Source organism: Limnohabitans sp. (genome assembly GCF_040400975.1).
Lineage (GTDB): Bacteria > Pseudomonadota > Gammaproteobacteria > Burkholderiales > Burkholderiaceae_C > Limnohabitans_A.
On record NZ_JBBAPF010000001.1, the window covers coordinates 97,891 to 114,113 of the forward strand.

14 protein-coding genes are annotated in these 16,223 nt (G+C 60.0%); 6 read left to right on the top strand and 8 right to left on the bottom strand.

The genetic code is table 11. The annotated features are described in order from the left end of the window. Window positions 1-120 precede the first annotated feature (120 nt). The 3 genes from prmC to hemA form a co-directional block, all read right to left on the bottom strand. Window positions 121-960 (bottom strand): peptide chain release factor N(5)-glutamine methyltransferase, encoded by an 840-nt coding sequence (gene prmC, locus ABWQ00_RS00525; RefSeq protein ID WP_353236708.1) that lies wholly within the window; start codon window positions 958-960, stop codon window positions 121-123. Continuing rightward, a complete protein-coding gene (gene prfA / locus ABWQ00_RS00530; RefSeq protein WP_353236709.1) occupies window positions 960-2,048 on the bottom strand; it encodes a peptide chain release factor 1 in 1,089 nt (362 codons plus the stop codon). The genes prmC and prfA overlap by 1 nt, the downstream gene beginning before the upstream one ends. A 124-nt stretch (window positions 2,049-2,172) precedes the next feature. Further along, entirely contained in the window at window positions 2,173-3,444 is a 1,272-nt protein-coding gene (hemA, locus tag ABWQ00_RS00535; RefSeq protein WP_353236710.1) for a glutamyl-tRNA reductase, read from the bottom strand. Between the two features lie 137 nt (window positions 3,445-3,581). Between hemA and ABWQ00_RS00540 the strand changes: the two genes are divergently transcribed. Beyond that, window positions 3,582-3,857, top strand: coding sequence for a hypothetical protein (locus tag ABWQ00_RS00540; RefSeq protein ID WP_353236711.1), 276 nt, complete (start codon window positions 3,582-3,584; stop codon window positions 3,855-3,857). 48 nt (window positions 3,858-3,905) lie between these two features. Then, window positions 3,906-4,880: a Bug family tripartite tricarboxylate transporter substrate binding protein gene (locus tag ABWQ00_RS00545; RefSeq protein WP_353236712.1), complete on the top strand. Its 975-nt coding sequence runs from the start codon at window positions 3,906-3,908 to the stop codon at window positions 4,878-4,880. Window position 4,881: 1 nt separating this feature from the next. Here ABWQ00_RS00545 and ugpQ read toward each other — a convergent pair whose 3' ends face one another. From ugpQ to ugpB, 5 genes are all read right to left on the bottom strand, one after another. Continuing rightward, the gene (ugpQ, locus tag ABWQ00_RS00550) at window positions 4,882-5,649 is read right to left on the bottom strand and encodes a glycerophosphodiester phosphodiesterase (RefSeq protein WP_353236713.1); all 768 of its coding nucleotides are present in this window, start codon (window positions 5,647-5,649) and stop codon (window positions 4,882-4,884) included. Beyond that, complete coding sequence (gene ugpC, locus ABWQ00_RS00555; RefSeq protein ID WP_353236714.1) at window positions 5,646-6,659, bottom strand: sn-glycerol-3-phosphate ABC transporter ATP-binding protein UgpC; 1,014 nt, start codon at window positions 6,657-6,659, stop codon at window positions 5,646-5,648. The genes ugpQ and ugpC overlap by 4 nt, the downstream gene beginning before the upstream one ends. Further along, window positions 6,659-7,513, bottom strand: a complete 855-nt coding sequence (gene ugpE / locus ABWQ00_RS00560) for a sn-glycerol-3-phosphate ABC transporter permease UgpE (protein WP_353236715.1) — start codon at window positions 7,511-7,513, stop codon at window positions 6,659-6,661. The genes ugpC and ugpE overlap by 1 nt, the downstream gene beginning before the upstream one ends. Before the next feature lie 9 nt (window positions 7,514-7,522). Then, on the bottom strand, window positions 7,523-8,404 hold the full coding sequence (gene ugpA / locus ABWQ00_RS00565; RefSeq protein ID WP_353236716.1) for a sn-glycerol-3-phosphate ABC transporter permease UgpA: 882 nt from the start codon (window positions 8,402-8,404) through the stop codon (window positions 7,523-7,525). 98 nt (window positions 8,405-8,502) lie between these two features. After that, window positions 8,503-9,807 carry a sn-glycerol-3-phosphate ABC transporter substrate-binding protein UgpB gene (ugpB, locus tag ABWQ00_RS00570; protein WP_353236717.1) on the bottom strand — a complete coding sequence of 435 codons (1,305 nt, stop codon included), beginning with the start codon at window positions 9,805-9,807 and terminating at the stop codon, window positions 8,503-8,505. A 266-nt stretch (window positions 9,808-10,073) separates the two neighbouring features. Between ugpB and ABWQ00_RS00575 the strand changes: the two genes are divergently transcribed. From ABWQ00_RS00575 to ABWQ00_RS00590, 4 genes are read left to right on the top strand one after another with little or no spacing between them, the layout of a single operon-like run. Then, window positions 10,074-13,952: a DUF3683 domain-containing protein gene (locus ABWQ00_RS00575; RefSeq protein ID WP_353236718.1), complete on the top strand. Its 3,879-nt coding sequence runs from the start codon at window positions 10,074-10,076 to the stop codon at window positions 13,950-13,952. 41 nt (window positions 13,953-13,993) lie between these two features. Next, window positions 13,994-14,413: a gamma-butyrobetaine hydroxylase family protein gene (locus ABWQ00_RS00580; RefSeq protein ID WP_353236719.1), complete on the top strand. Its 420-nt coding sequence runs from the start codon at window positions 13,994-13,996 to the stop codon at window positions 14,411-14,413. Between the two features lie 10 nt (window positions 14,414-14,423). Continuing rightward, window positions 14,424-15,155, top strand: coding sequence for a bifunctional demethylmenaquinone methyltransferase/2-methoxy-6-polyprenyl-1,4-benzoquinol methylase UbiE (gene ubiE / locus ABWQ00_RS00585; RefSeq protein ID WP_353236720.1), 732 nt, complete (start codon window positions 14,424-14,426; stop codon window positions 15,153-15,155). A 35-nt stretch (window positions 15,156-15,190) separates the two neighbouring features. Then, complete coding sequence (locus tag ABWQ00_RS00590) at window positions 15,191-16,189, top strand: Tim44 domain-containing protein (RefSeq protein WP_353236721.1); 999 nt, start codon at window positions 15,191-15,193, stop codon at window positions 16,187-16,189. The last annotated feature ends 34 nt before the right edge of the window (window positions 16,190-16,223 follow it).

A 16,223-nucleotide genomic window follows, 5' to 3' on the forward strand; every position in this document is an offset into this window, starting at 1 on the left:
ATAACCTGACCCCACATGCTGGAGCAATTGTCACGGTGATGCAACGGGGAGAACACCCATGGACCGCTACGCCTGTCACCTGCGTGCCTGGCAAGCTCAAAGCTCAGGCAGACCTCAAGTTCAGATGCCGTGGGGCAGGTGCGCACCGGTGCAGCGCTCGATGCCGTCCAGATCGCGGCGTGACTGCACCTCCTCGAAACCGGCGCTGCGCAGCAGGGCCTGCACCGGGGCTGCTTGGTCCCAGCCGTGTTCCAGCAGCAGCCAGCCGCCCGGGGCCAGGCGGCTGGGGGCTTGGGCAATGATCTGACGGATGTCATCCAGACCATCAGCACCACTTGTCAGGGCGCTCAGGGGCTCATGGGTCAGGGCGGCCAGATGCGGGTCGCCTTCGGCCACATAGGGTGGGTTGGAGACGATCAAATCAAACGGGCCCGGCACGTCGTCCATCCAGTGGCTGAGCACGCAATGCACCGGCAAGTTCAAGCGTTGGGCGTTGGCACCTGCCACGGCCAAGGCGCCGGCACTGGCGTCCACCGCAGTCACCTGCGCGGCAGGGCGCTGGTGCTGCAGGGCCAGCGCCACAGCCCCGCTGCCTGTGCCCAGGTCCAGGGCGCGGGCTGTTTGGCCCGAAGGCAGCAGTTCCAGCGCCCATTCGACCAGAATTTCCGTGTCGGGGCGCGGGTCCAGCACGCGGGCGTCCACTGCCAAGGTCAGGCCAAAGAAGTCCTTGCGCCCAGTGATGTAGGCCACGGGCTCACCCTGCAGGCGGCGCTGCAGTGCGTCTTGCCACGCGGCTTCTTGCGCTGGCGACAAGGTGTCGCTGTCATGGACCAGCAGCCAGGCGCGGTCGTGCAGCGGGCGTTGCAGACTGTGCAGCAGCAACATCTGTGCGTCTACCCGGGCCAAATCCAGGGATTGGGCTTGGCGCAAGCATTGATCCACGGTGGCAGCGGTGTGCATCAGGCGGTGGCCCCGATTTCCAGCGCGGCCAGCTGTTCGGCAGCTTCGTAGCTTTGCAAGGCGTGGACCACATCCTGCAAATCGCCTTCCATGATGGTGAGCAGTTTGTACAGAGTCAGGTTGATGCGGTGGTCGGTCAGACGACCTTGCGGAAAGTTGTAAGTGCGGATGCGGTCGCTGCGGTCGCCGCTGCCGATCAGGCTTTTGCGTTCGGCGGCGTCTTTGGCGGCGCGTTCGGCCCGGTCTTTTTCCTGGATGCGGGCCGTCAGCACTTTCAGGGCCTGAGCCTTGTTGCTGTGCTGGCTGCGGCCGTCCTGGCACTCGGCCACGATGCCGGTGGGCAAGTGGGTGATGCGCACCGCCGAGTCGGTTTTGTTGATGTGCTGCCCACCCGCGCCGCTGGCGCGGTAGGTGTCAATCCGCAAATCCGACGGGTTGATCTTGATGGCTTCGGCTTCGTCCGGCTCGGCCAGCACCGCCACAGTGCAGGCGCTGGTGTGGATGCGGCCTTGGGTTTCGGTCGCGGGCACGCGCTGCACACGGTGGCCGCCCGACTCGAACTTGAGTGCGCCATAAACGCTGTCGCCCTCGATGCGCACCACCACTTCCTTGTAACCACCCAGGTCGCTCAGCGATTCCGAGACGATTTCGCACTTCCAGCCCTGGCTTTCGGCGTAACGCGTGTACATGCGCAACAGGTCGGCGGCAAACAGGGCCGACTCGTCGCCCCCCGTGCCTGCACGGATTTCGACAAAGGCCGGACGGGCATCGTCTGGGTCTTTGGGCAGCAGCATGCGCTGCAGTTCAGCTTCCAGGCTTTGCAACTCGGCGCTGGCGCTGGCCGCTTCTTCTTCGGCCATCTCGCGCATGTCTGTCTCATCCAACAGGGCTTGGGCGGCCGCCAGGTCGGCTTTGCGCTGCTGAAAGCGGGCAAAGCGCGACGCTACGGCACTGACCTCTGCATGTTCACGCGAGAGCTTCAGGAACTGCGTCATGTCGGCCATGATGTCTTCGCGGGACAGCAAAAAGTCCAATTCGGTCAAGCGCAGGGCGTAGCGCTCGAGTTGTTGGATGAGGAAGGGCTTCATGGGGGCGGTTTGATCGGGGTCGCTGCTTTGCGGGGAGGCTCGTCGGTTGCGAGCAAAGACAAGGGGTCTGGTGGGGACGCCAATTGCCGGTTTGGCGCCAAGACCAGGCTCAAGACAGGCGTCGCTAGCGCTCTTTGCGCAGGAAAACGCGTTGTACTGTCTGCATGCTCTGTTCCCGCAGTTCTGGCGGGGCGCCGCGCAGTTCTGCCAATGCACCATGCAGCATTTTCTGGGTCAGGCCCTTGGACAAGGCTTCCATCACGGCGATCGGGTCGTCGCCCCGGGCCAGGAGTTTGCGGGCACGGGCCAGTTCGGCTTCGCGCCAAGCATCGGCTTGGTTTTGCAGTTGTTGGATCAGTGGCACGGCGCAACGCTGGCCCATCCAGTCCATGAAGCTTTGCACGCCCGCATCGATGATGACCTCGGCTTCGGCCACCGCCGCTTGTCGATGGGCTTGGCCGGATTGCACCACGCTGGCCAAATCGTCCACGGTGTAGAGGTACACGTCATCCAGCGACTTGACTTCGGGTTCGATGTCGCGCGGCACGGCCAGATCGACCATGAACATGGGGCGGTACTTGCGTTTTTTCAGGGCCCGCTCGACCGCACCCAGACCGATCAGGGGCAAGGTACTGGCCGTGCAGCTGATGACGGCATCGAATTCATGCAGGCGTTCTGGCAAGTCGGCCAAGGGCATGACTTCGGCCCCAAAGCGGTGGGCCAGCAACTCCGCCCGGTCCAAGCTGCGGTTGGCGATGGTCATGCCTTTGGGCTGTTTGGCTGCAAAGTGTGTGGCCACCAACTCATTCATTTCTCCAGCGCCAACGAACAGGATGCGTATGTCCTTCAGGTCTTCAAAGAGCTGGCTGGCCAGTCGTACCGACGCGGCCGCCATGCTGATGGAATGGGCGCCGATCTCGGTGGAGCTGCGGACCTCTTTGGCCACCGCGAAACTGCGCTGGAAAAGTTGGTTCAGTGTGCTGCCTAAAGCGCCGGCTTGTTCTGCCGCTCGCACGGCGTCTTTGAGCTGACCCAATATCTGGGCCTCTCCCAGCACCATGGAGTCCAGGCCACTGGCCACGCGGAAAGCATGGCGGGCGGCTTCGTTGCCCTCCAGCAAATAGGTGTGAGCGTGCAGTTCTGAGGCGCTGACGCCACCGGTTTGAGCCAGCCATCTGAGGGTGTCGTTGGTGGCGGCCTGGTCGGCGGCGCAATAAATTTCGGTGCGGTTACAGGTCGAAAGAATAGCCGCTTCAGGCTCTTGTGCAATGCGGTTGGCCAAGTCACGGCGCAAGCCGTGCAAGGTGGGCACCAGTTTGTCCACGGCAAACGCGAACCGACCGCGCAGATCCAGCGGCGCGGTGGTGTGGTTCAAACCGAGGGTCCAGACAGCCATGAAAGGGATTATAGGCACAGTGTGTCAACTTTGCTTGACACCATCGAGGCGTAGTCCCTCTGACGTGACTTTGGAGGCACAATTTGGGCCTTGGCTTTACCGCTTGGGTGCTTGCCATTGAAAAAGGAAGAGTTTTTATGAGCTTGGGCTTGTTGGGGCTTCACCTGCTGGGCTTTGTCTTGCCTGCTTTGGCCATGGCTGTGCTCATGCCTTTGGCGGGCCGTTGGGTCATGGGCGCCAATGCCAAGCCGATGCGTCACCGGATGTGGGTGCATGCGCTGAGCGGCGTGTGCGTGCTGCTGCTGGGTTTGTGGCTGCACGGTCAAGACGGAAAAATGAGCACTTACATGGTGTTGGTGTTGGTGGCTGCGACGGTCGAATGGCTCATGCAGCGAGCGTGGATCACCCGTTGAGTCCCATCCGATTTTTTATTCAAAAGCAATCAAAGAACAGGACAAATCATGTTGTGCTTCAAAAAACGCACTTGGCTCAACATCGGCGGTTTGGGCTTGGCTCTGGTTCTCAATAGCGCTTGGGCATTTCCAACCAAACCCATACGCGTGGTGATGGGTTTTCCTGCGGGCGGACCTTTGGACCAACATGCCCGTTTATTGACCGATCGGCTACAGACCCAGCTGGGCCAGCCCGTTTTGGTGGATTACAAAGCGGGCGCTGGCGGTACGGTGGGCGCGCAAGAGGTGATGCGATCTGCCCCCGACGGCCATACGCTCATGCTCGCCAACACGGGTGTCATGGTCATCAACCCGGCGCTCTATACCAAGTTACCCTACAGCACATTGCGCGATTTTGTCCCAGTGGCCAGGACGGCCATGCAACCCTTGGCCTTGATGGTCAACCCCAAAGTGCCCGTGAATTCATTGCAGGAATTCGTGACTTACGCCAAGGCCCGCCCTGGCCAAATCAATTACGGTTCCGCCGGCAACGGTGGCAGCAGCCACTTGGTGCCTGAGATGTTCAAGTCGGCCACTGGGCTGTTCATGGTCCACATTCCCTATCGGGGCAGCGCACCGGCTTTCACCGATCTGATGGCGGGGCAAGTTCAATTCATGGCCGAGAGCATTCCCCAAGCAGCGCAGTACCACAAGCAGGGCAAGGTGCGGGCTCTGGCGGTGACCAGCCGTGAGCGCAACCCGGCACTGCCCGACATACCGACCGTGATCGAGACCGGTATTGCCAATTTCGAAGTGGTGGGCTTTTATGGTTTTCTGGCCCCGGCAGGCACGCCCAAAGACGTGGTCAACAAGCTCAGTGACGCGTTCAAAGCGGTGATGAACCAAGCCGACATCCGATCACGCATGGTGTCGCAAGGGGCAGATCCGGCGTTTTTGGGGGCAGATGACTTTGCCAAATTCCTGACGGCAGAAATGCCGCGATGGGCGGCGGTGGTTCAAAAGTCGGGGGCCAAGCTCGACTGAGTCAACTGGGGCTAAACAGATCCACCCGGTCGGTGATGATCCCGTCGGTGCCCAATGCCAGCAGGTGCTGGGCGACCCATTCATCGTTGACGGTGTAGCTCAGGCAGCGCATGCCTGCGCCGTGCACACGGGCTACATGGGCTGAGTCCCACAGGGCGTGGTTGGCGACCAGGGCCGCGCACCCGAGTTCTTGGGCTTTTTCAAGCCATCCGGTCCACAGCGTGTCGACCAACAGGCCGCGAGGCAGCTCGGGTGCGGCGGCTTGTGCAGCTGCCAATGCATCGGGTTTGAATGACGTCAACAGTGGCGGCACGTCAGCGCCGGCCCACAGACGGGCGGCCACACGCGCCACGGCTTCGCCTGTGGCGGACTCGGTGCCCGGGGTGGGCTTGATCTCGATGTTCAGCAGGTGGCCGTTGGCTTGGCAAAAGCGTGCCAGCGCTTCGAGCGTGGGCAGGGCTTCGCCAGCGAAGGAGTGTGAATGCCAGCTGCCCGCGTCCAGCTGCGACAGGGCATGCCAGGGCAGCTCACCGCCAATGCCTTGGCCGTTGGTGGTGCGCTCCAGGGCGGCGTCGTGCATCAAGAACACCACCCCGTCGGCGCTGAGCTTGGCGTCGCACTCGAACATGCGGTAACCGTGCGCAGCCCCCAGCCGAAATGCGGCCAGGGTGTTTTCTGGGGCGAGCTTGCCCGCGCCCCGATGCGCAATCCAGAGCGGGTAAGGCCAAGCGGGGAGGGCGCCAACGGCAGTGACGGCTGTGGGGTTCATGCGGTGGTGATGCGTTGGCCCGTTTTGGCGTCAAACCAGTGCAGTTTGTCCGCGCGGGGGGTGATGCAAAAGGACTCGCCAGCCGATGGGGCGGGCAGCGATGCGTCCAGGCGCAGGGTTAGGCTTTCAGTGCCCAAACGTGCGTGGACCAAGCGTTCGGCCCCAAGCAATTCCACGGTTTCCACCTGCAAAGGCCAGCCAGTGGGCGTGATGTCCATGTGCTCGGGGCGAATGCCCAGGATGCGGCCTGCTGGGGTGTCCGGCGCTTGTTGGAGCAAGTTCATCGGGGGTGAGCCAATGAAGCTGGCCACAAAGGTGCTGGCGGGGCGGTTGTACACCTCTTCGGGCGTGCCGAACTGTTCCATGTGCCCGCCATTCATCACGATCATGCGCTGGGCCAGGGTCATGGCTTCGACCTGGTCGTGCGTGACAAACAGGCTGGTGATGCCGAGTTCGCGGTGGAGCTTTTGAATTTCCAGCCGCGTTTGGGCACGCAGTTTGGCGTCCAGATTCGACAGTGGCTCGTCAAACAAGAACACCTGTGGCTGGCGCACGATGGCGCGGCCCATGGCCACGCGCTGGCGCTGGCCGCCCGAAAGCTCTCGAGGTTTGCGCTGCAGCAGGTGGGAGAGTTCCAGAATGCCCGCTGCCTTGTCCACCCGGGCCTTGATCTCGTCCACGGGCACCTTGGCGATTTTCAAGCCATAGGCCATGTTGTCAAACACGCTCATGTGTGGGTACAGCGCGTAGTTCTGAAACACCATGGCGATGTCGCGCTCGGCGGGCTCCAGGTCGTTGACGACCCGCTCACCAATGGCGATCGTCCCGCCTGAGATGTCTTCCAAGCCCGCCACCATGCGCAGCATGGTGGACTTGCCGCAGCCCGAAGGCCCGACGATGACCACGAATTCACCGTGCGCGATCTCGGCGCTCAGGTCGTGGATGACGGTGTTGGCTTTGTCGCCCGCGCCGTAGGTTTTGAGGATGTGGGAGAGGGTGATGGAGGCCATTATTTTTCCGTGTCTACCAGGCCCTTGACGAACCATTTTTGCATCAGGATCACGACCAGCGCCGGGGGCAGCATGGCCAAAATGGCCGTGGCCATGACCACGTTCCATTCGGTGTAAGCCTCGCCCGCGATCAGGCGCTTGATGCCCATGACCACCGGGTACATGTCTTCGTTGGTCGTCACCAAAAGCGGCCACAGGTATTGGTTCCAGCCATAAATGAACTGGATCACGAACAGGGCCGCGATCGAGGTGCGTGTCAACGGCAGCAAGATGTCGATGAAAAAACGCATCGGTCCCGCCCCATCCATGCGCGCTGCTTCGACCAGCTCATCCGGCACCGTCAAAAAAAATTGTCGGAACAAAAAAGTGGCCGTTGCCGAGGCGATCAGTGGCACCGTCAGTCCCGCGTAGCTGTTGAGCATGCCCAGGTTGGCCACCACTTCGTAGGTAGGCCCAATGCGCACCTCGACCGGCAGCATCAGGGTGACAAAAATCATCCAGAACACCAGATTGCGCAAAGGGAACCGGAAATAAACGATGGCAAAAGCCGACAGCAAAGAAATGACGATCTTGCCAATGGCAATCACCAGTGCACTGACCAGGCTGACCCACATCATGGGCGCTGCCGCAGGGATGCGGCTGCCTGCGCTGGTTTCGCCGCCAAACAAGGCGGTTTTGTAGGTCTCTAGGGCGTGGCTACCGGGCCACATGGACATGGGCACCGATTGGGCGATGTCGGCAGCGCTTTGGGTCGAGGCGACAAAGGTCAGGTACAGCGGGAAGGCCACGATCACCACCCCCAGGATCAGCACCAGGTGGGACAGGACCGTGAGGCCAGGGCGTTTTTCAATCATGGGGCGGGCTCAGTACTGGACTTTTTTCTCGACAAAACGGAACTGCACCACCGTCAGCGCCACCACAATCAACATCAGGATCACCGATTGAGCGGCCGAGCCCCCCATGTCCAGCGCCTTGAAGCCGTCGTAATAGACCTTGTAGACGAGGATGGCGGTGTCCTTGCCCGGGCCACCTTGGGTGGTGGCGTCGATGATGCCAAAGGTGTCAAAAAAGGCATACACCACGTTGATGACCAGGAGGAAAAACGTGGTGGGTGAAAGCAATGGAAACACGATGGTCCAAAAGCGGTGCCAAGGGCTGGCCCCGTCGATGGCGGCCGCCTCCAGCAAGGATTTGGGGATGGACTGCAGTCCTGCCAGAAAGAAAAGAAAATTGTAGGAAATCTGCTTCCAAACGGCGGCCACCACGATCAGCGTCATGGCATGGCCCGAATCGAGCAGGTGGTTCCACTCGATGCCCACCGAGCGCAGGTAAAAAGCGATCACGCCCATGGGCGACGCGAACATGAACAACCACAGCACGCCCGCCACTACGGGGGCTACGGCGTAAGGCCAAATCAGCAAAGTTTTGTAGATGGCGGCACCCTTGAGTACCCGGTCGGCCATGACGGCCAGCACGAGCGAAATGCTCAGGCCAAAAAAAGCCACCAACACAGAAAACAATGCAGTGGTCTTGAAGGATTCAATGTAAGTGCTGTCCGCAAACAGGCGCTCGAAGTTCTCCATGCCGACAAATTCGGTGCTGATGCCAAAAGCATCCTGGGACAACACGCTTTGGTACAAGGCCTGAGCTGCGGGCCAGAAAAAGAACACCAGCACAATGGCCATTTGCGGCGCTATGAGCAGCCAAGGCAACCATCGGGATTGGAATCGAACGCGTTTTTCCATGGGGGCTCAGTTCAGACAAGCTAAAAAACTGAAAAAGCAGGGACCCAAGGGCCCTGCTTTCAAAACACATGCTGGGCAGCAAGTGGCCCAGGATAAGTTCACTTGTTGGCTTTTTCGAACCGTTCCAGTTGCTCGTTGCCACGCTTGACGGCCGTGTCCAAGGCCTCTTTGGGGGACTTCTTGCCTGCCCACACTTGTTCGAGTTCCTCGTCGTTGATGGTGCGGATCTGGACGAAATTGCCCAAGCGGATACCCCGCGACTTGTCGGTCGTTTTGCGGATCATTTGATTGACCGACACATCGGTGCCCGGGTTTTGCTTGTAAAAGCCACTCTTGTCGGTCATTTCGAACGAGGTGGGTGTCAAAGGCAAGTAGCCGGTACGCTGATGGCTGCGTGCGTCCACCTCGGGTTTGGACAGGTGGGCAAAGAACTGGGCTACACCCTTGTAGTCGTCGGCCTTCTTGCCCGACATCACCCACAGGCTGGCCCCACCAATCACGGTGTTTTGCGGTGCACCGGCCACATCGGGGTAGTAAGGCAGAGTGCTGATGCCGCTGGCGAACTTGGCGTTGCGCTTGATGTTGCCGTAAAGCGCGGAGGACCCGGTCATCATGGCGCATTCACCAGAGACAAACACCGCATCGGCCGCATTGCCACGACCTTTGTAGACGAACAAGCCGGTTTTGGACATGTTGGCCAAGTTCTCGATGTGGCGCACGTGCAGCGGTGTGTTGTAAGTCAGGCGGGCGTCAATGCCGCGCATGCCGTTGCCTTTGGTCGCAAACTCGGTGTTGTGCCAAGCCGAGAAGCTCTCGAGCTGGGTCCAGCTCACCCAGCTGGTGGTGAAAGGGCACCTGTGGCCACTGGCTTTGAGTTTTCCGGCCGCCAATGCCACTTCTGGCCAGGTTGTTGGAGGCTTTTCAGGGTCCAGACCAGCGGCTTTGAAGGCATCTTTGTTGTAGTGGAAGACGGTGGTCGAGCTGTTGAATGGAAAGCTCAGCATTTGGCCATTGGGTGCTGTGTAGTAACCCGCGACCGCCTGCACATAATTTTTGGGGTCGAACTTGACGCCAGCGTCCGCCATGATTTTGCCCACAGGCACGATGGCCCCTTTGCTGGCCATCATGGTGGCGGTGCCGACTTCAAAAACTTGCAAAATGTGTGGTGCGTTGCCCGAGCGAAATGCCGCAATGGCCGCCGTCATCGATTCGTCGTAGCTGCCCTTGAATGTAGGCACCACTTTGTACTGTGTCTGGCTGGCATTGAAGTCTTTGGCATGGTCGTTGACCCATTCGCCCAAGGCGCCGCCCATGGAATGCCACCATTGGATTTCAACTTGGGCTTGGGCAGTCAAGCCCGACAAACCAAGGGTGAGGGCAGTGAGGGTCAGTTTGAGTTTCATGTGGGCTCCTAGGGGTAAAACCAAAAATCAAAACCATGGATGCAGTGACATCCATTGGCGCTGATAAGTGTTGCTAAATGATTAAAACGCCATGAAATTTTTGTGACAACCCGTACTTTCCATGACTTCAGACGCTTGGGAGACAGGTGCCCCCACCCTCTGCGCGTGATTGTTGCACTGCGTTAACATCCAACATCAGCCGGATTGACACTTTCCCGGGTCTGGCTGACAGCGTCTTCAGCGACGCATTTGATTGCGCCAAACCCATGAATGCACCCAATACGCTCCAACTTTTGATGCAAGCCGACGCCGATGCGCCGCGCTTGCGTGAGATTCCTTACAACTACACCAGCTTTTCAGACCGCGAAATCGTTCTGCGTTTGCTGGGCGAGTCGGCCTGGGATCTGTTGAATGAACTGCGGGGAGAGCGCCGCACGGGCCGATCTGCCCGCATGCTTTACGAAGTCTTGGGTGACATTTGGGTGGTCGAGCGCAACCCCTACTTGCAAGACGACTTGTTGGACAACCCGGCCCGCCGAAAACTGCTGGTGGAAGCCTTGCACCACCGTTTGTCGGAGGTGCAAAAGCGGCGTACACCCGCGGCAGATGCCCACCGAGATGCCTTGGTGGTGCAGTTGCTGGACATGGCCACCTTGGCGGTGTCGCAGTTCAGCGAGCGTTTCACCCGCATGGCCAAGCTGCGCAGCCAGGTGCAAAAGACTCTCGGGCGCCTCACGGCCAAAGACAACATCAAGTTCGACGGCCTCTCGCGTGTGAGCCATGTGACCGACGCCACCGACTGGCGCGTGGAATACCCCTTTGTGGTGCTGACCCCCGACAGCGAGACCGAAATGGCGGGGCTGGTCAAGGGCTGTATCGATTTGGGTCTGACCATCGTCCCGCGCGGCGGTGGTACGGGATATACCGGTGGTGCGATCCCGTTGACTTGGAAGAGCGCGGTCATCAACACCGAAAAGCTCGAAGCCATGACCGAGATCGAGATGCTCGATCTGCCCGGTATCGCCCACAAGATCCCGACCATCTGGACCGAAGCCGGTGTGGTGACCCAGCGCGTGGCCGATGCGGCCGAACGCGGCGGTTTTGTCTTTGCGGTGGACCCGACTTCGGCCGAAGCCAGCTGTGTGGGCGGCAACATCGCCATGAACGCGGGTGGCAAAAAAGCGGTTTTGTGGGGCACAGCGCTCGACAATTTGGCCAGCTGGCGCATGGTCACGCCCGACGCCGAATGGCTGGATGTGGTGCGCATGGACCACAACATGGGCAAGATCCACGACGCCGAGGTCGCTACTTTTGAGCTGCGCTACTTCAAAGCCGACGGCAAAACCCCGATCCGCACAGAAACCCTGGTGATCCCGGGCAAGACTTTCCGCAAGGAAGGCTTGGGCAAAGACGTGACCGACAAATTCTTGAGCGGCCTGCCCGGCGTGCAAAAAGAAGGCTGCGACGGCCTCATCACCAGCGCCCGCTGGGTGGTGCACCGCATGCCTACCCACACCCGCACGGTGTGCATGGAGTTCTTTGGCCACGCCCGAGAGGCGGTGCCCAGCATCGTCGAGATCAAGGACTTCATGTTTGCCGAGCAAAGGCGCACTGGAACCGTCATGGCGGGCCTGGAGCACTTGGACGACCGTTATTTGCGGGCGGTGGGTTACTCCACCAAGAGCAAGCGCGGTGGCTTTCCCAAGATGGTGTTGATCGGCGACATCGCCGGTGACAACGCTGACGACGTGGCCAAGGCCACCTCGGAGATCGTGCGCATTGCCAATTCGCGCAGTGGCGAAGGCTTCATCGCCATCAGCCCCGAGGCCCGCAAGAAATTCTGGCTAGACCGTAAAAAGACAGCTGCCATCTCGCGCCACACCAACGCCTTCAAGGTCAACGAAGACGTGGTGATCCCCTTGCCGCGCATGGCCGAATACACGGACGGGATTGAGCGCATCAACATTGAACTGAGCTTGCGGAACAAGCTCAAGCTCTGCCGCGAAATCGAAGCTTTTTTGGAGCGGGGTAACCTGCCTTTGGGTAAGCATGACGACGCCAACGAGATCGCCTCGGCTGAACTGCTTGAAGACCGTGTGGCGCAAGCCTTGGCGGTGGTGCGCGAGGTGCAGGCGCAATGGCAAGGCTGGTTGACTGACGTGGATGCGCTGTTCCCTCAGCTTCAAGAGCACAGCCTGCGCGCGAGTTGGAAGACGCAAATCCGCCCGGCGTTCCAGAATATCTTCTCGGGCTCAGCCTTTTTGCCGATCCTGAACGAAGTCCATGCCATCCATCAGCGCGTGCTCAAGGGCCGCGTGTGGGTGGCGCTGCACATGCACGCGGGTGACGGCAATGTGCACACCAATATTCCCGTCAACTCCGACAACTACGAGATGCTGCAAACCGCGCACGAAGCGGTGGCCCGCATCATGGTGCTGGCCCGCAGCCTAGACGGCGTCATTTCGGGTGAGCACGGCATTGGCATCACCAAGCTGGAGTTTTTGACCGACGCCGAGTTGGCCAACTTCACCGCCTACAAAGCCAAAGTGGATCCTGAGGGGCGCTTCAACAAAGGCAAACTGCTGCGCGGTGCGGCCTTGGCCGGTTTGGGCGACGATGTGCACGCCGCCGATTTGACGCACGCCTACACGCCCAGCTTTGGCCTGATGGGCCACGAGTCCTTGATCATGCAGCAGTCGGACATTGGCGCCATTGCCGCCAGCGTCAAAGACTGCCTGCGCTGCGGCAAGTGCAAACCCGTGTGCGCCACGCATGTGCCGCGTGCCAATTTGCTCTACAGCCCGCGCAATAAGATTTTGGCGACCTCGCTGTTGGTTGAGGCTTTTCTTTACGAGGAACAAACCCGCCGAGGCATCTCCATCAAGCATTGGCAAGAGTTCGAAGACGTGGCCGATCACTGCACCGTCTGCCACAAATGCCTGACGCCTTGCCCGGTCAATATTGACTTTGGTGATGTGTCCATGAACATGCGCAACCTGCTGCGCAAGATGGGGCAAAAGAGTTTCCGTCCCGGCAACGCGGCAGCGATGTTCATGCTCAATGCTACCAATCCCGAGACCATCAAGCTGGCGCGTGCCGCCATGGTGGGCGTGGGCATGAAGGCGCAGCGTTTTGTGGCCGGTTTGCTCAAGGGCGTGGCCCGCAAGCAGACCAGCGCACCGCCTGCATCGGTGGGCACCGCGCCCATCAAAGAGCAGGTGATCCACTTCATCAACAAAAAGATGCCGGGCAACTTGCCCAAGAAAACCGCGCGAGCTTTGCTGGACATCGAAGACAACGATTACGTGCCCATCATCCGCAACCCGAAAGCCACCACCTCTGAATCAGAAGCGGTGTTTTACTTCCCCGGTTGCGGATCGGAGCGCCTATTCAGCCAAGTGGGCTTGGCCACCCAGGCCATGCTTTGGCATGTGGGTGTGCAGACCGTGTTGCCTCCGGGTTACCTGTGCTGCGGTTACCCGCAAAAAGGCTCGGGCCAGTTCGACAAGGCCGAAAAAATCATCACCGACAACCGCGTGCTCTTCCACCGCGTGGCCAACACGCTCAACTACCTGGACATCAAGACCGTGGTGGTCAGCTGCGGCACCTGTTATGACCAGCTGCAGGGCTACCAGTTTGACAAGATCTTCCCCGGCTGCCGCATCATCGACATCCACGAGTTCCTGCTCGAAAAAGGCATGAAGCTGGGCGCAGGCGGGGCTTATCTGTACCACGACCCTTGCCACAGCCCCATGAAGCAGCAAGAGCCCATGAAGACCGTCAAGGCCTTGATGGGTGACAACGTGCTGGAAAGCAAGCGTTGCTGCGGCGAGTCGGGCACTTTGGGCGTGACGCGCCCGGACATCTCGACCCAGGTGCGCTTTCGCAAGGAAGAAGAGCTGCTCAAAGGCGAAGCCGCCCTGCGCAGCAGCGGTGCGCTGGCGCCTCAGGCCAACGTGAAAATCCTGACCAGCTGCCCCAGCTGCCTGCAGGGTTTGTCGCGCTTTGGCGACGACATGAAAAATGGCCTGCTCGAAGCCGACTACATCGTGGTCGAGATGGCCAAGCACATCCTCGGCGAAGAATGGATGTCCGAGTACGTGGGTGCTGCCAATGCAGGCGGCATCGAGCGCGTGCTGGTTTAAGCCCAGGGCGCAAGCCGACAGCAAGATTTCGAAAGCAAAAGATGGCCGGATTGAAAAAAGACATGCCCCACCCTGAGTCGCTGACCTTGCACGGTCAGACCCGGGTGCTGGAGATTAGGTTTTCTGACGGTGCGCAGTTCCGCATCCCCTTCGAGCTGATGCGCGTGTACTCGCCCTCGGCCGAGGTTCAAGGCCACGGCCCCGGTCAGGAAGTGCTGCAAACCGGCAAGCGCGAGGTCGGCATTGCCGAAATCGAACCCGTGGGCAACTACGCGGTCAAACCCACCTTCACCGATGGGCACGAGTCGGGCCTGTTCACTTGGGAATACCTGTATTTTCTGGGCGACCAGGAAGCGGCCCTGTGGAAACAGTACGAAGACCGTCTGCAAGCCGCCGGCATGAGCCGGGACGCGCCCATGATCGAAGCTTCAGCAGGCGGTAGCTGCGGTCACAAGCATTGAGGACGTTGGCATGAGCAGCACCCACTTCGGTTTCAAAACCGTCGACGAAACAGAAAAAGCCAAGCACGTGCGTGGCGTGTTCGACTCGGTCGCCTCCAAATACGACGTGATGAACGACCTGATGTCCATGGGCTTGCACCGCGTCTGGAAGGCCTACACCGTGCAGGTGGCCAACCTGAAAGAGGGCGATCAGGTGCTGGACATCGCTGGCGGCACGGGCGACTTGTCGATGGCTTTCGCCAAAAAAGTGGGCGCTTCAGGCCGTGTGGTGCACACCGACATCAACGAAGCCATGCTGTCTACCGGGCGTGATCGCTTGGTTGACCACGGCTTGGCTTTGCCCACTTTAGTGTGTGATGCTGAGAAGCTTCCCTTTCCAGATGGCCATTTCAACGTGGTCAGCGTCGCCTTTGGCCTGCGCAACATGACGCACAAGGATGTGGCCCTCAAGGAAATGTGCCGCGTGCTCAAGCCTGGCGGCAAATTGCTGGTGCTGGAGTTTTCCAAGGTGGCCAAGCCGCTGGAAAAAGCTTACGACTGGTACAGCTTCAAAATACTGCCTCAATTGGGTAAGCTGGTAGCGGGTGACGCCGACAGCTACCGATACCTGGCCGAATCGATTCGCATGCACCCCAGCCAAGAGGATTTGAAAAGCCTTATGAAAAATGCAGGATTTGGTCATGTGGACTTTCACAATTTGTCGGCGGGGGTGGTAGCCTTACACATGGGCATTAAATGTTGACGCCCAAAACCTGTATTTCTTGAGTTGGAGACACCATGAACAACAAACTTTTGACCCTGATGATCGCTGGCGTGATGGCCTTGGGCAGTCTGAACGCAGAGGCCGCACGTCGCATGGGTGGCGGCAAGTCCGTAGGGCAGCAATCCAACCAAGTGACCAAGCGCGACGCTGCGCCACAAACACCTGCCGCACCGGCTCAAAATGCCGCGCCCACCAGCGCCGCAAAACCTGCTGCAGCCCCTGCCGCCGCAGCGCCCAAGAAGCCTTGGGGCGCCATGCTGGGTGGTTTGGCCGCTGGTCTGGGTTTGGCGTGGTTGGCCAGTTCGCTGGGCATGGGTGAAGCCTTTGGCAACATCTTGATGGCCTTGTTGATCGGTGTAGCCGTTGTCGCCGTGATCGGCATGATCTTGCGTGCCCGCCGCGGGGGTGCAGCTCAGTCGGGTGGCTTGGCCTACCAAGGTGCTGGTGCCTCGGCAGAAAACCCCGCCACTTACAAGCAGTACAGCCCCAACAACGTAGGCAACGACGCTTCGGCCCGCCCATGGGAGGGTCAAAACACCCGCTTTGACAGTTCGGCTGCATCGCAATCGACTGGCTCCATGATTGGTTCTGGCATCGGTGCCAACTTGAATGGTTCGCAAACTTGGGGCATCCCTGCAGGCTTTGATGTGGACAGCTTCGTCACCGCTGCCAAGCGCAACTTTGTGACTTTGCAAGATGCCTGGGACCGTTCGGACATCAGCGCATTGCGCTCCATGATGACCGACGCCATGGTGGTGGAGATCCGCAACCAGCTGTCCGAGCGTGAAGCCCAGTTCCCCGGTCAGCCCAACAAGACCGAAGTGGTGATGCTTGACGCCCAACTGTTGGGTATCGAAGAGCAGGCTGACGCTTACTTGGCCAGTGTCGAGTTCAACGGCATGATCCGCGAAGACGCGGCTTCCGGCCCCAGCCCATTCCGCGAAGTCTGGAACATGAGCAAATCCAAGCAAGGCGGCGGCTGGTTGGTGGCAGGCGTGCAAGCCTTGCAGTGAACCCCGTGCCATAAAGCCCTGATGCTTCGGGGCT

What these genes read in the sequence shown, in the direction of transcription:
- prmC (WP_353236708.1), bottom strand. Translation starts at nt 960, where the DNA reads ATGCACACCGCTGCCACCGTGGATCAATGCTTGCGCCAAGCCCAATCC.
- prfA (WP_353236709.1), bottom strand. Translation starts at nt 2,048, where the DNA reads ATGAAGCCCTTCCTCATCCAACAACTCGAGCGCTACGCCCTGCGCTTG.
- hemA (WP_353236710.1), bottom strand. Translation starts at nt 3,444, where the DNA reads ATGGCTGTCTGGACCCTCGGTTTGAACCACACCACCGCGCCGCTGGAT.
- ABWQ00_RS00540 (WP_353236711.1), top strand. Translation starts at nt 3,582, where the DNA reads ATGAGCTTGGGCTTGTTGGGGCTTCACCTGCTGGGCTTTGTCTTGCCT.
- ABWQ00_RS00545 (WP_353236712.1), top strand. Translation starts at nt 3,906, where the DNA reads ATGTTGTGCTTCAAAAAACGCACTTGGCTCAACATCGGCGGTTTGGGC.
- ugpQ (WP_353236713.1), bottom strand. Translation starts at nt 5,649, where the DNA reads ATGAACCCCACAGCCGTCACTGCCGTTGGCGCCCTCCCCGCTTGGCCT.
- ugpC (WP_353236714.1), bottom strand. Translation starts at nt 6,659, where the DNA reads ATGGCCTCCATCACCCTCTCCCACATCCTCAAAACCTACGGCGCGGGC.
- ugpE (WP_353236715.1), bottom strand. Translation starts at nt 7,513, where the DNA reads ATGATTGAAAAACGCCCTGGCCTCACGGTCCTGTCCCACCTGGTGCTG.
- ugpA (WP_353236716.1), bottom strand. Translation starts at nt 8,404, where the DNA reads ATGGAAAAACGCGTTCGATTCCAATCCCGATGGTTGCCTTGGCTGCTC.
- ugpB (WP_353236717.1), bottom strand. Translation starts at nt 9,807, where the DNA reads ATGAAACTCAAACTGACCCTCACTGCCCTCACCCTTGGTTTGTCGGGC.
- ABWQ00_RS00575 (WP_353236718.1), top strand. Translation starts at nt 10,074, where the DNA reads ATGAATGCACCCAATACGCTCCAACTTTTGATGCAAGCCGACGCCGAT.
- ABWQ00_RS00580 (WP_353236719.1), top strand. Translation starts at nt 13,994, where the DNA reads ATGGCCGGATTGAAAAAAGACATGCCCCACCCTGAGTCGCTGACCTTG.
- ubiE (WP_353236720.1), top strand. Translation starts at nt 14,424, where the DNA reads ATGAGCAGCACCCACTTCGGTTTCAAAACCGTCGACGAAACAGAAAAA.
- ABWQ00_RS00590 (WP_353236721.1), top strand. Translation starts at nt 15,191, where the DNA reads ATGAACAACAAACTTTTGACCCTGATGATCGCTGGCGTGATGGCCTTG.